We start from the raw sequence: 12,608 nt of genomic DNA, 5'->3' as shown, positions 1-12,608 counted from the left end.
TTCTGGGGTATTAAGAAATGAGCAAGAATCCCGTAGTGGCTGTTTGCGGCGCAACCGGTGCCGTCGGTCGCGAGATGTTGAAGGTCCTGGAGCAGCGTGATTTCCCTTGCGAGAAGGTCATTCCCATGGCTTCCGCCCGCAGCGTCGGCAAGCTCGTGCCGTTTCGTGATGAGGAACTGCCCGTCGTCGAGTTGACCGACGATGCCTTCGAAGGCGTTGATCTGGCGTTGTTTTCCGCCGGTGGCGGAACCTCCGAGCGCTTCGCTCCCTCTGCTGTAAAGGCTGGATGCGTTGTCGTGGACAACTCCTCTGCCTGGCGCATGAACGATGAGTGCCCGCTGGTGGTTCCCGAGGTCAACCCTCATGATCTGGACTGGCACAAGGGCATTATCGCCAACCCGAATTGCTCCACCATCCAGATGATGGTTGCCCTCAAGCCCATTCATGATGAAGCCCGGATCAAGCGCGTGGTCGTCTCCACCTATCAGGCGGTATCCGGTACCGGCCAGAAGGGTATCGAGGAACTGGAGAATCAGGTCCGTCGCCTTATGTCCGGTCAGCCCGTCGTCGCGGACGTCTATCCGCACCAGATCGGTTTCAACTGCCTGCCGCAGATCGATGTGTTCATGGACAACGGCTACACCAAGGAAGAGATGAAGATGGTCAACGAGACCATCAAGATCATGGGTGACCCGTCCATCAAGGTCACGGCTACCTGTGTCCGCGTTCCCGTGTTCTACAGCCACAGCGAATCCTTGAACATTGAGACCGAACTGAAGCTTACGGCTGACGATGTTCGCGCCATGCTGGCCAAGGCTCCCGGTGTGGTGGTTGAGGATTATCCCGAAAAGAAGATTTACCCCATGGCCATCAATAGCGCCGGTCTCGATGAGACCTTCGTCGGTCGCATTCGCGAGGACGAGACCATCGAGAACGGCATAAACATGTGGATCGTCTCGGACAACATTCGTAAGGGTGCGGCCTTGAATACCGTGCAGATTGCCGAGACGCTGATTCAGCGCAACATGCTGCGCGTTCCCTAGGGGGGCCTGGAAATGGCAAAGATAGCGGACAGGGAGACTTATCTCTCGGCCATGCTTGGCGTCGAGCGGCCGGGAGCGTCGGAGATTCAGACCTTTTACGAGCACCGTGTCGGCATGATCTGCAAGGATCCTGAGCTGATGCTCATGCCGTGGGATGACCATTTGGTCCACCGTGGCGATGGTGTGTTCGAGGCTATGAAATTCGTGGACGGGCGGCTCTATCAGCTTGATCCACACTTGGCGCGCATGAAGCGTTCCTCGTCGGCAATCTTTCTGACACCGCCCTGTTCTTTTGAAGAATTGCGTGACCTCGTGCTGGAAGTTTGCCGTGCAGGCGGACAGGAATCAGGTATGCTGCGTATCTTTTTGGGGCGTGGTCCCGGAGGATTCGGTGTATATCCGTCCGAGTGCCCGGAGACGAGCCTGTACATTGTTGCGACGAATCTGCATCCGCCCAAGGCTTCCTTTTACGAACAGGGTGCCACGGCGTTCAAGACGTCCATTCCGGCAAAGCAGTCCTATCTGGCGACCATCAAGTCCATCGATTACCTGCCCAACGTACTCATGAAGCATGAGGCGCAGGAGAAGGGATACGACTTCCCGCTCTGTTTTGACAGGAATGATTGCCTGGCTGAAGGGGCTACGGAAAATGTGTGTATCGTGAATCAGGACGGGCATCTCATCATCCCGGAATTCACCAATGCACTGGCCGGAACCACGTTGATGCGGGCAGTGGATCTGATCAAGGACGAGATGCCTTCAGTCACTTTCCGTTCCATCACCGAGGAAGACATCTATCTGGCCAAGGAAGTCATCATTGTCGGGACTACCGGCGACGCCATTTCCGTGGTTCGCTTTAACGGAAAGCCCATTCATGATGTGCGGCCGGGGCCGGTCGCCGTCAGAATGCGTGAATTGATCAGAAAGGATATCCGTGAAAACGGAGTTGCTTTGTAATAGTTGTATTACCAAATAAAAAAGGCCGTCCCTTGAGGGACGGCCTTTTTTTATGGGCTAGTTTCTGGCTTCGATGGATTGGGGGGAGTTCTCAAACTGGCGGATTGCTTCCCGGGTAAGGACATCCGTTCCCATCGTATGCATGGCGTGTTCCTGTATCATTCTTGTTACCTCGATGGGGCTCGGTATGGTCATGAATCTTCCCGCCTGCGCCCAGGCATTCCCTCTGAGGTAGGAGAGGGCCCACCGGACAGTGTGCATGTGGAAGAAGGACTGATTGTTAATGACCAGCATGGCCTTGCGGCGTCCATCCTCGGCTCTTTCCCGGAACGTGATCTTGGCATGCTCGCAGGACGCGAGCGGGTAATTTACATGGAAGAAACCATGCCCGGTAGCGGCCAACTGCACCCACATATCCCAGTCGCGGTACACAGTGTTGTCTCGGAATCCGACCGTGTCGTCCCATGCCTCGCGGCGGACCATGACGGCGGGGCCGATGAAATTCTGTGCCTGCAAAAGATGCTCGTCAAAATCGGGAAGCTGTACCAGACCTGATTGTCCGGATGAGGCACGCTTGGGTGCCAGGCGAATATAATCCGGATACAGAATATCCACATCAGGATTGTTTTCGAAAAGAGGGAGGGCTGTGATCAGGTACTTGGGGTCAATCCGGTAATCGGGACGGAGAAAAAGGAGCAGATCACCCGTTGTGGCCGCAACGGCGGCATTACGGGCCCTGGATGGGGTCGCTTCGCGGTCCAGGGTGAGCAGGGTAATATCATCGCTGTCGGTGATGGCTCGCCAGGCGGAAAGAGTGGATTCAGGGTGCGGCTCGTGCCCGGCGACGACAATCTCCACGCATTCCAGTCCGGTGGACTGGCGCGCAATGGATTGCATCAGACGCGGCATGCTGGGATGTGCTTCCAAGTCGGAAACGATTATGGAGACATGACTGGTATAGGTCATTGTCGGCCCCTTCCATGGGATAATCCATCTTGTCAAAATTCTATGCACGATCCTTGTGCATATTTTACCTTACTCGTGCCCTTGTTATCGGCTCATTAATTGAAAACTTTAGAGTGTTGGGTCATTTTTTTATAAAAAGGTGGAAACGGTGATTTTATCGCCTTCTCTTGCGAAGGAGACTTTGTTCACGTATGTAGTGCAAAAGACAAGTAGAATGCCGGTTGGTTCCATACGGTGCGGACCGGCCCATCCTGAATCGGATATGGTGGTGCTGACGTGGCTGTTTTCAAGTGCGATTCCTGCGGATATCAACGGGAAGTTCCCGGCTCCCTGACCGGGAAAAAGGCCAAATGCCCACAGTGCGGGCATAGCGTACTCATTGTCGAGGACGGAGAGGAGACTGCGGCTCCCGAAGTCCTGGAGAAAGAGGCGGAGTCTCCGGCGGAGACGGTCCAGCCGATTAATCTGGATCAGGATATGGCCGATCCCGTCTATGAGAGTGACGACACTATTTGTAATTCCTGCGGCGCTGTCCTTTCGGATGGCGAGACAGGAACTTGCCCCTCTTGTGGTGCTGAAATCCCTGCGGAAGAGAATATCCCCGAGATCACAGAAGATGATATTGATGTCAGCGATCTTGCCGACTCTCGTGAGCCGCAGGTTTGGGATGATGATTTTGAAGGTGGGACGCTTCACGAAACAGGGCTTGACGACAAGGACCTCCAGGAGGAGGGCCGAGGTTTTCTGGAAGGCGGAATTGCGCTCAATCTTTTCGGCGGTCTGGTTTCCGGCTTGTTGGCTTTCTTTTTTGCCGTCTCCCTGGCCGTGCTCGTCGCCAGTCAGGATTCCTCCGATCTGCTTTTGCCCTATGCCTTGAACGCCGCCTTGATAGGTTCTGTTGCCGGTTGTCTGCTTTATCCTCTCCGTTCCCGGATTCCTTTTGCCCTGACTGGCCCAGAGTCCGTGACCACAGTGGTTCTCCTCTTTTTTATAGGTAATATCTCCAAAGATATGGCCGGTTTTTCTCCCGAGACCGTGTTGGTGACCCTCCTGACGGGCCTCATGCTTACCGCAGTTTTGGTCGGCGTGGCCATCTGGCTGCTTGGCCGGTTGAAGCTGGGAGAGTTGGTTCGGTATATCCCGCTCCAAATCATTGGCGGAGTCATTGGCGGGATAGGCGTATTCATTTTGATTGGGATGTTGGATTGGGGTACAGGGCTGCCACTTTCCTGGAGCAGTGCAGTTACCGCCGTTCGCGAGGGGGTGGCCCGGTTCGATGTCCAGAACGCAGCGTTCACGCTTGGGCCGAGTCTCGTATTCGGATTTGTCCTTTTTTTTGCCTTATCCAGGTATAAGCATTCACTCTTTTTGTTGGCGATCATAATCGTTGCCGCCGGGGCCGGGTTTGGGGCCGATGCCTGGGGAGTAAACCCGGCGGTGAAGTCGCTGGCGGCTCCGCTGCCCGGTTTGGCTGGCGGCTTTATCCATTTCCCATTGGATGTCGTCCGTTTTGATTACTCAGCCATTCGTTGGGATGTAATCAAAGATAACGGTACGTTCATCGGATCGCTTGCCGCACTGATCGTATTAACCGTGATGTACCGGGTCACTCGGTTGGAGCTGCTCAGAGGCCATGAAGTGGACCTGAGCCGTGAATATCGCTCCCTTGGGGTCATCAATATGATCTCCGGGGTGTGTGGGGGAATGCCGGTCGCTGTTTCATATGGACGCAGTGTTGGCAATTACGCTTCCGGAGGCAGAGGCTCCCTTTCCGTTTTTCTGACCGGATTGATCTGCGCAGCCGGTTTGGTCTTCTCCGGGTACATCCTGCCGTTTGTTCCCAGATTTGTCTTTGAGGGACTGCTTGTTTATGCCGGGCTGGATCTTATACGGGATTGGATGTTCAAAGCCCGCTCCGCCTTTACCCGCCGGGATGACTTCTGGTTGCTGTGGTTGACTTTTCTGACGACGGTTTTTCTCGGCCTGACAGAGGGACTGGCACTCGGTATCGTGCTTGCGTTGCTGACAACGGTGGGGCGAAACAGCCGAATCGGTTCTGTTCGCAACGTACTTTCCGGGGCCAATCATCGCAGCAATGTGGACCGGGCCGCCGCGCAGCAGCGGACGCTCAAGGAAGTTGGCGATCACATCCATATACTGCGGTTACAGGGATTCCTTTCCCTCGGTTCCATGCAACGGCTGATTACGGACATTAGAGCTCGCCTAGACGACAGGGACAAGCTGCCGGTTCGTTTCCTGCTTTTGGACTTTCGCCTAGTGAACGGATTCGCCTCTGCGTGTGGCATCGGTTTCGAAAAGCTGCTTGGCATCATGAGTGATTACGGGGTGGATATCGTCATTACCAGTGCCCCTCTGGAGTTGGAAAATCATTTGGAGAGCATGGGATGCGTTGGGGAAGGCGAAGGACAATTCAAGGTCTTCTTCAACCTCGATTTTGCGTTGGAATGGTGTGAAAACAAGATTCTTGATTCCGAGGATATGCTTGAAATCCGTTCCATGAAGTTGGGTGAATTGCTTCGGCCTGTTTTCCCGGAACCCAAGTATATTCCCGCTTTGATGAAAATTCTCAAGCGGGTGGAGTTGCGCAGGGGCGAGGTGGCTTTCCGCCAGGGAGATCTTTCCGACTCCATGTATTTTGTCGAGTCGGGGCGTCTGGATGTGGAACTGGAGCTGGAGGGCGGCAAGTTGCTCCGCCTCAAGAAGGTCGGCCCGGGGGCGGTGTTCGGCGAGATGGGACTGTATACCAATGCGCCGCGTTCAGCTTCGGTGCGGGCTGCCGAAAAATGCGTACTGTACTGCATCACGCGAGAGAAGCTGGCGGCGGTGGAGCGGCGTGCGCCCATGTTGGCCACGGCGGTGAACCGTTACCTTATCAATATGATGTCGGACCGGCTTTTGGATGCAAACATCAAGGTCCGTGATCTTATGACCTAGCATCCTCTTTGAGGGCTATGGGGACATACTCCTTCAATGCTTCCCGCCAATGGCGCGGTGTGACCCCGGTGGCGCGGGTAAAGTGGGTGGTGTCCAACACGGAATAGGTCGGACGTACCGCCTTTGTGGGAAAGTCGCGAGAGGGAATAGCTTCCACCTTACAGTCGATCTTTGCAAGTTCTATGGCCGCACGGGCCAGGCGGCACCATGTTGTCTCGCCCGAATTGGCCAGATGGTAAATGCCGGTAGCCTCATGCTCGATGAGCCGGAGGGTGTTCTCGGCAATATCCGGGGCATAGGAAGGGGAACCCGTCTGGTCGTCCACTACGGACAAAGAGTCTCGTGAACTCGCCAATTCCAGCATCTTTTTTACGAAATTGAGCCGGCCGGGGCCGAAAAGCCAGGAAATGCGGATGATCAGCGTCTTGTCGTACCCCAGCTTAAGCAGATTGCGTTCACCGTCCGTTTTACTGATGCCGTAAACAGAGAATGCCCCGGTTTCATCTAGTTCGGTGTAAGGGGTGCGTTTGTCACCTTTAAAGACAAAATCCGTGCTGTAGTGAATGAAGGGAATGTCCCGTTTGGCAGCTTCCGCCGCCAGGAGTGGCGGTGCCGTGGCGTTGAGCGCAAAGGCCTTTTCTTCCTCGTCTTCAGCCAGATCCACCTGTGTATATGCTGCGGCATTGATCAGCAGGGCCGGTGCCGTACTGTCTATAAGTTGGCTTATGCGGTGAGGATCAAGGATATCCGCGTCCTTGCTGGAATAGGGGATGGGAACGGCTCCAGCTTCGGCAAGTGACTTGACCAGGGACTGGCCCAGCATGCCTGTCTTTCCGCCTAGCACCATGACGCGGAGTCCGGGCAGGTTCATCGGGTGCGCTCCTCATACCAACGGTTCATGAAGGTGCGATATTCTCCGCTTTGAATCTGACCTAGCCATTCGGTGTTGGCTTCATACCACTCCAGCGTCTTGCGCAGGCCGGTGGCGAAGTCAACAGTAGGCGCAAATCCCAATTCCTTTTCGGCCAGTGAAAAATCCATTGCGTAACGCTTGTCGTGTCCCGGGCGGTCGGTAATGTGCGTGATGAGAGACTCGGGTTTTCCCAGAATGGAAAGGAGGGTTTTGACCACGTTCATATTGGTCTCTTCCGCCTTGCCGCCGAAGTTATACGCCTGCCCCTCGCGTCCTTTGAGCAGGACAAGTTCCACGCCCTGGCAGTGATCGTCCACATAAATCCAGTCCCGCACGTTGAGTCCGTCACCGTATACGGGCAGCGGCTTATCGGACTTGGCGTTCATGAACATGAGCGGAATAAGTTTTTCCGGGAACTGATAGGGGCCGTAGTTGTTGGAACAGCGGGTAACCAGCACGGGAAATCCATAGGTCTCGAAATAGGCGCGGCACATGAGGTCGGCCCCAGCTTTGCTTGCCGAGTAGGGCGAGTTCGGTGCCAACGGGGTTGTTTCCTTGAAGCTGCCCGTGGGCCCCAGTGTGCCATAGACCTCATCTGTCGAGATATGGACGAAGCGACCTACCTTGCGTTGTCTGGCACATTCCAGCAGGTTCTGCGCGCCCTGAACATTGGTTGCAACAAAGGGGGACGGGTCGTCGATGGACCGGTCAACGTGGGATTCGGCCGCGAAATTGACAACGGCATCAATGGCGTGATCCGCCAGCACATCCATTATCGTGGCGCGGTCGCAAATATCACCCTGAACAAAGTTATAGCGCGGTTCATTCTCTTCCAGGTCAAGGAGGTTCAGCCGGTTGCCCGCGTAGGTGAGTTTGTCCAAATTGGTGACGGACCAGTCCGGATGGCGACTTAGCACACGGCGAATAAAATTGGTGCCGATGAAACCGCAGCCGCCGGTTACAAGTAAATTCATATGGTTACATGCTTTGATTGAGGTTGTTTCAAGTGGATAAAAACATACAGGGCGACAGGAAAAAAGACAAGGTGGTCCCTAGTCCAGGCCGCCGGTCTGGCGCAGGGCCTCATAGAGTATGATTCCCGTTGACGTGGAAAGGTTCAGGCTTCGGACTTCTCCGACCATTGGGATGCGAACCCGAGCCTGGTATTCTTCCATTTGATCCAGGGGCAACCCGCGCGTCTCCGGCCCCATGACAATGGCGTCATCCGGCCGGAATTTAAAATGATGGTAGGGCGTGGATACCTTGGTGGAAGCCAGAACAAGGCGTGGCGGTGCCACGCGGGTCAGGAAGTCTTCAAAGTTGGGGTGGATGGTGACGTCAACATGAGGCCAGTAATCCAGGCCGGCACGTTTCAGGTGTTTGTCGTCAACCGAGAACCCCAGCGGTTCGATAAGGTGCAGCGGTGTTTTGGTCGCCGCACAAAGACGGGCGATATTGCCGGTATTGGGTGGAATTTCCGGCTCATAGAGAACAATGCGCATGAGTTACACGTCGATTTTTATGGTTGCCTTGCCCGGTGCATAGCCCTTGAGCGTGCGGAGCATCTCCCGGATGGACGCGGAAATGATATCTTCCACAAAGGGTTTCATGCCGACGGGTGCGCCGTTGATGTCAACGGAGATGGAATTGTTGTTGGCCAGACAGGCTTCGGGACCGACAACGCCACGAACGATCTCCGCAGCAAGCGTGCGGCAGTCCGGGCGTCCGCAGGTGCCGCAGTCCATGCCGGGAAGAAAGAAGCCCTTTTCAAATGCGATGTCCGCCAGTTCAGGGATAGTCGCCGGGGCCGGGACATCCGGCAGGCTTTGTTCACCCTGGGTGGCGATGGCCAGATCGGGCGAGAGCCAGTCCAGACCTTGGGAAAGGTCGCCGCGCAGGCAGAGAATGCGGGGCAGAAAACCGAGGGGCTTTCCTCCCTCCACAATGAGTATGTCCGAGGTGAGCAGCGGGAGCAGGTCGGGCAGGAAGCGGTGCTGCGTCCACTGCACAAAAGTCTCTGTGGGGCTGAAACCGGCAACGGTATCGCACACCTTGGCGTATTTGGCTGTATCCGTTTCCGCCCAGTGAAATCCGCTGTGGCTGAATTTTGCGGCGGATACCGTCAGACCGCGAGATTTGAATTCCTTGGCCAGTTTGAGGACGAGAGTGGTCTTGCCGGAGTTTTTGGGTCCGACGATAGCTACGGCCTTCATGGGGTGCCTCCGAATAAGTGTTAGCCTTCGACCAGTTTGCCGTGATCCATGTGCACGATACGATCGCTGACGCCATTTAACCACGGCATGTCGTGACTGGCAATGATCATTGCGGTGTGGTCGCGATCTCGCGCCTCCAGTACGGCCTGACGAATGAGTGTGGCACTCTCGCTGTCCAGGCTGGCGGTAGGCTCATCCAGAAGCAGCAACTTGGGCCGAAGGACGAGCCGGGCAGCCAGAGCTACTCGCTGTGTTTCACCGCCGGACAACTCAAACCAATGCCGTGAGGCAAATGCGTCCGGCGAAAGCCCGACCTGTAAAAGAGCCTCATGTACCCGGGCCTGAATATTTTCCTGCCCTCGCACTCTCATTCCGTATGCCACGTTGGCAAAAACCGTGCGTTTGAGCAGGTAGGGCTCCTGCGTCAGCAAGGTCACTTGCCTACGGGATACCGTGTTGTTGTCTTCAACAGGGCGTCCAAGGAATTGCAACGATCCGGATGTGGGCTTTTCCAGTTGGGCCAGCATCCTGAGCAGAGTGGATTTGCCGGAGCCGTTGGGACCGGCCAAGCCTAGTATTTCACCTGGGGACAGTGTCAGTTCTGGTATATTGAGGACGGTTCTACCCGAGTAGGACTGGGTAATGCCTTGCAAGTGGAGGAATTCGCTCACTGCCGAGCCCTCCGCTTGAGTCCAGCGGCGACGATGTTCACGATCAGTGCCACGGCCAAGAGCACCATCCCCAGGGCGATGCCCAGGGCGAATTCGCCTTTGCCGGTTTCCAGGGCAATGGCCGTGGTTATGGTTCTGGTGTGCCATTTGATGTTGCCGCCGACCATCATGGATATTCCGACCTCGGAAACGATGCGCCCATAGGCTGCCATGGCCGAGAGGATAATGGCGAAACGGGCTTCCACCACCGAGGCCCAGAGCATCTGCCGCCTGTCGGCTCCCAGTGTGAGCAATGTTTGCGGCAGGCGTTTGTCCAACGTCTCCACCGCGTTGGCTGTCATGGCGATGATGATGGGCAGTCCGAGAATGGTTTGCCCCATGGCCATGCCGGGGATGGTAAAAAGCAGACCGGTGGAGCCGAGGGGGCCGTTTCGGGTAAGCATGGCATAGGCGACAAGGCCTATGACCACTGTGGGAAAGGAAAGCAGGGTGTCCACGATGGTACGGACAACCTTCTTGCCGCGAAATTCATGATATCCGAGGAAAAAGCCGAGTGGAACGCCAATGAGCAGACTGGCCGACATGGACAGCGTAGAGGAGTATATTGTGGCCCAGATGGCGGAGTAGGTTTCGTCGTTGCCGGTGAAAAGCAGAACAAACCCTTGGAAAAAGCCGTGCAGGATGTAGTCCATGGGGCTCCTGAAAACCGGGGGAAGGCTCGCCTTCCCCCGGCAGGCTGGTGTGATTACTTCTTGGCGTTTGGAATGAAGAGGGGCTTGCCGAGCAACTTGAAGTTGCCGATGGCCTTCTGAACCGCAGGGGAGACCATCCAGGCAGTGAACGTCTTGGCCAGCTCATACTGGGCATCCTTGCAGTATTTGGGATTGACGGCCAGGACAGAGTACTGGTTGAAGAGGACTTTGTCGCCTTCCACCAGAACTTTCAGAGCGGGGTTGCCACCCTTGGTGTCGGCATACTTGATGTAGGTGCCGCGGTCGGTCATGGTATAGCCGTTTTTCTCCTCGGCCATGATGATGGTGGCGATCATCTTCTGGCCGCCGGACACATACCAGGACTCCTTGTCGGGCACGGTCATTCCGGCGGACTTCCAGAGGAAGAGCTCCTTCTTGTGGGTGCCGGAGTTGTCTCCGCGGCTGATGAAGGGGGCCTTCTTGGCGGCAATGGTCTTCAGTGCGTCGGTGACGGACATGCCCTTGATTCCGGCAGGATCGGACTCGGGTCCGATAATGACGAAGTCGTTGTACATGACTTCGGTACGGTCCACGAGGACCCCTTTGTCCACATAGGCCTGTTCGGCTGCGGGGGCGTGGACAAGAACGACATCCACGTTGCAGTCCTCGGCCATCTTGAGCGACGCGCCGGTCCCCTTGGCGACGTACTGGATCTCAATGCCCGTGTCTTTTTTGAACTGCGGGACGATATATTCGCCGAGCAGTCCGGTGTTGTCGGTGCTGGTGGTGGTGGCCATTTTCAGAACAGGCCCAGCCTGGGCGGAAATCACCAAGGCGAGCATGAGTGCAAGGCTCATCAGGATCAGGTAAACACGTCTCATCGGTTCCTCCTTTGATGGACAGATACTTTGTTGATGGGCGTTTTGTATCAGAAAAATCTATTCTGTGTCATCCCGATAAAACTCTCCTGATTTGCTGACATTCATGTCGAGCATTTCGGAGGCGCGCTGGGTGGCGTACTCTTCCACATCAAGGTAGAAGGTCAGAAATTTTTCCATGAGATCTTTTCCCGTGGGAGTAAGGTTGAACCGTTGCCCCATTCCTTTGGTCTTTTCCACCAGGGGTTTCCCGATCCGCTCTTCCGCTTTTTTTAGCTTGCCCCATGCCCGGCGGTAGGACATGCCCAGACTCGCCGCCGCCTGACGGAGAGAGCCAAGCTTTTCCACATATTGCAGCAACAGCGTGCTGCCGATGCCGATGTATGTTTCCTCTTCCTGTTCAATCCAGACGCGCAAACGCAGGATGGCCGAATTTTTGTCAGTCATAATATTTCAGTAGGTTGAAGCGTGAGATGGAAAATGAATCTATCACTATTCCCATTATCTGCCGAATAGGGGGAATGAAGTCAATGAGGGAGTAATACTCAACGGTCCAGCACCATTTATAGAGAGACTTGTTCAAAAGTCAGCGTTTTCATATCGATGATGAGCATTTTCCCTTCCAGGGGCGATGATTTTTCGCTCAATATTCGTACTATTTCAGCAGCCATGAGCGAGGCTACAAAGTTGACGGCAGGCGCTGGGCATCCCAAATTTTTATCCGCCGACTCGTTTGTTCCCATAACTTCGGACGGCGATACCCCGCCAGGTTGAACCACCCCTACATATCCGACCCAGCCCGCCAATGCGCCGGTGACCAGGGGGATCCCCTCATTGGCCGCCGCCTGCGTGACTTGGGGCCTGAAGACAAGTCCTCCCAATGCATCCACAGCGAGGGTACATCCCTTCATAAATGAGGGCAGAGAGCTGGCCGTGAGAAAAGTGGGGATTGTCTCCATTGCGACTGATGGATTGATTTCTTGCGCCCGCAGTTTTGCCGCTTCAGCCTTGGAGACTCCCAAAGTCTCGACTGTCGCCAGTGCCTGCCTGTTCAGATTGGATGATTCAAAGGTGTCGCCATCGGCCGCACGCAGGGTGCCGATGCCGAGGCGCAGCAATTGGTCCAGCAGAGAGCCTCCCAATCCTCCCAGCCCGACCATGCCCACTCGGGATTGCAATAACTTGATCTGTTCGGAGATGGAAATTGCCCGGCGGTTGCGCAGATACCGTTCCGGGATGATGCCGTTATCCAATGCAGCTATTTCCACGGCGTATCCGGGCAGGGAAAAAGAATTGGCAATGGAAGAGACCGCTTGCGGC

13 protein-coding genes are annotated in these 12,608 nt (G+C 55.5%); 3 read left to right on the top strand and 10 right to left on the bottom strand.

Annotation, left to right across the window (positions count from 1 at the left end; all coding sequences use genetic code 11):
* Positions 1–17: 17 nt before the first annotated feature.
* Both ACI0FG_RS08715 and ACI0FG_RS08710 read left to right on the top strand, forming a co-directional pair.
* Positions 18–1,043 carry an aspartate-semialdehyde dehydrogenase gene (locus tag ACI0FG_RS08715; RefSeq protein ID WP_419788149.1) on the top strand — a complete coding sequence of 342 codons (1,026 nt, stop codon included), beginning with the start codon at positions 18–20 and terminating at the stop codon, positions 1,041–1,043.
* Between the two features lie 12 nt (positions 1,044–1,055).
* Positions 1,056–2,000, top strand: coding sequence for an aminotransferase class IV (locus tag ACI0FG_RS08710; protein ID WP_419788148.1), 945 nt, complete (start codon positions 1,056–1,058; stop codon positions 1,998–2,000).
* Between the two features lie 57 nt (positions 2,001–2,057).
* On the opposite strand, the gene ACI0FG_RS08705 is transcribed toward ACI0FG_RS08710, so the two are convergent.
* Positions 2,058–2,966, bottom strand: a complete 909-nt coding sequence (locus tag ACI0FG_RS08705; protein WP_419788147.1) for a glycosyltransferase — start codon at positions 2,964–2,966, stop codon at positions 2,058–2,060.
* Positions 2,967–3,242: 276 nt separating this feature from the next.
* On the opposite strand from ACI0FG_RS08705, the gene ACI0FG_RS08700 reads away from it, so the two are divergent.
* Positions 3,243–5,921 carry a SulP family inorganic anion transporter gene (locus ACI0FG_RS08700; RefSeq protein ID WP_419788146.1) on the top strand — a complete coding sequence of 893 codons (2,679 nt, stop codon included), beginning with the start codon at positions 3,243–3,245 and terminating at the stop codon, positions 5,919–5,921.
* Here ACI0FG_RS08700 and rfbD read toward each other — a convergent pair.
* The 9 genes from rfbD to ACI0FG_RS08655 all read right to left on the bottom strand — a co-directional run bounded on the left by rfbD (position 5,911) and on the right by ACI0FG_RS08655 (position 12,541).
* Positions 5,911–6,792, bottom strand: coding sequence for a dTDP-4-dehydrorhamnose reductase (gene rfbD, locus ACI0FG_RS08695; RefSeq protein ID WP_419788145.1), 882 nt, complete (start codon positions 6,790–6,792; stop codon positions 5,911–5,913). The genes ACI0FG_RS08700 and rfbD overlap by 11 nt on opposite strands.
* A complete protein-coding gene (gene rfbB, locus ACI0FG_RS08690) occupies positions 6,789–7,808 on the bottom strand; it encodes a dTDP-glucose 4,6-dehydratase (RefSeq protein WP_419788144.1) in 1,020 nt (339 codons plus the stop codon). Before rfbB ends, rfbD begins: the two co-directional genes overlap by 4 nt.
* 78 nt (positions 7,809–7,886) lie before the next feature.
* Positions 7,887–8,336, bottom strand: a complete 450-nt coding sequence (locus ACI0FG_RS08685) for a tRNA (cytidine(34)-2'-O)-methyltransferase (RefSeq protein WP_419788143.1) — start codon at positions 8,334–8,336, stop codon at positions 7,887–7,889.
* 3 nt (positions 8,337–8,339) lie between these two features.
* Positions 8,340–9,047: a molybdopterin-guanine dinucleotide biosynthesis protein MobB gene (locus tag ACI0FG_RS08680; protein ID WP_419788142.1), complete on the bottom strand. Its 708-nt coding sequence runs from the start codon at positions 9,045–9,047 to the stop codon at positions 8,340–8,342.
* 20 nt (positions 9,048–9,067) lie between these two features.
* Positions 9,068–9,718, bottom strand: a complete 651-nt coding sequence (locus ACI0FG_RS08675) for an energy-coupling factor ABC transporter ATP-binding protein (protein ID WP_419788141.1) — start codon at positions 9,716–9,718, stop codon at positions 9,068–9,070.
* Positions 9,715–10,410, bottom strand: a complete 696-nt coding sequence (locus ACI0FG_RS08670) for an ABC transporter permease (RefSeq protein WP_419788140.1) — start codon at positions 10,408–10,410, stop codon at positions 9,715–9,717. The genes ACI0FG_RS08675 and ACI0FG_RS08670 overlap by 4 nt, the downstream gene beginning before the upstream one ends.
* 53 nt (positions 10,411–10,463) lie before the next feature.
* Complete coding sequence (locus tag ACI0FG_RS08665) at positions 10,464–11,291, bottom strand: substrate-binding domain-containing protein (protein WP_419788139.1); 828 nt, start codon at positions 11,289–11,291, stop codon at positions 10,464–10,466.
* 57 nt (positions 11,292–11,348) lie between these two features.
* Positions 11,349–11,735: a winged helix-turn-helix domain-containing protein gene (locus ACI0FG_RS08660; RefSeq protein WP_419788138.1), complete on the bottom strand. Its 387-nt coding sequence runs from the start codon at positions 11,733–11,735 to the stop codon at positions 11,349–11,351.
* Between the two features lie 116 nt (positions 11,736–11,851).
* Positions 11,852–12,541 (bottom strand): HesA/MoeB/ThiF family protein, encoded by a 690-nt coding sequence (locus tag ACI0FG_RS08655; RefSeq protein WP_419788137.1) that lies wholly within the window; start codon positions 12,539–12,541, stop codon positions 11,852–11,854.
* Positions 12,542–12,608: the final 67 nt, after the last annotated feature.

The sequence above is a fragment of the Pseudodesulfovibrio sp. 7M6 genome (assembly GCF_050058625.1).
Classification (GTDB): Bacteria; Desulfobacterota; Desulfovibrionia; order Desulfovibrionales; family Desulfovibrionaceae; genus Pseudodesulfovibrio; species Pseudodesulfovibrio salinus.
Note: the sequence above shows the minus strand (reverse complement) of the source record. Positions and strands in the feature narration are given on the sequence as shown.

Bases quoted from the DNA above. Each gene is read 5' to 3' on its own strand.
- ACI0FG_RS08715 (WP_419788149.1), top strand. From the start codon at position 18: ATGAGCAAGAATCCCGTAGTGGCTGTTTGCGGCGCAACCGGTGCCGTC.
- ACI0FG_RS08710 (WP_419788148.1), top strand. From the start codon at position 1,056: ATGGCAAAGATAGCGGACAGGGAGACTTATCTCTCGGCCATGCTTGGC.
- ACI0FG_RS08705 (WP_419788147.1), bottom strand. From the start codon at position 2,966: ATGACCTATACCAGTCATGTCTCCATAATCGTTTCCGACTTGGAAGCA.
- rfbD (WP_419788145.1), bottom strand. From the start codon at position 6,792: ATGAACCTGCCCGGACTCCGCGTCATGGTGCTAGGCGGAAAGACAGGC.
- rfbB (WP_419788144.1), bottom strand. From the start codon at position 7,808: ATGAATTTACTTGTAACCGGCGGCTGCGGTTTCATCGGCACCAATTTT.
- ACI0FG_RS08685 (WP_419788143.1), bottom strand. From the start codon at position 8,336: ATGCGCATTGTTCTCTATGAGCCGGAAATTCCACCCAATACCGGCAAT.
- ACI0FG_RS08680 (WP_419788142.1), bottom strand. From the start codon at position 9,047: ATGAAGGCCGTAGCTATCGTCGGACCCAAAAACTCCGGCAAGACCACT.
- ACI0FG_RS08670 (WP_419788140.1), bottom strand. From the start codon at position 10,410: ATGGACTACATCCTGCACGGCTTTTTCCAAGGGTTTGTTCTGCTTTTC.
- ACI0FG_RS08665 (WP_419788139.1), bottom strand. From the start codon at position 11,291: ATGAGACGTGTTTACCTGATCCTGATGAGCCTTGCACTCATGCTCGCC.
- ACI0FG_RS08660 (WP_419788138.1), bottom strand. From the start codon at position 11,735: ATGACTGACAAAAATTCGGCCATCCTGCGTTTGCGCGTCTGGATTGAA.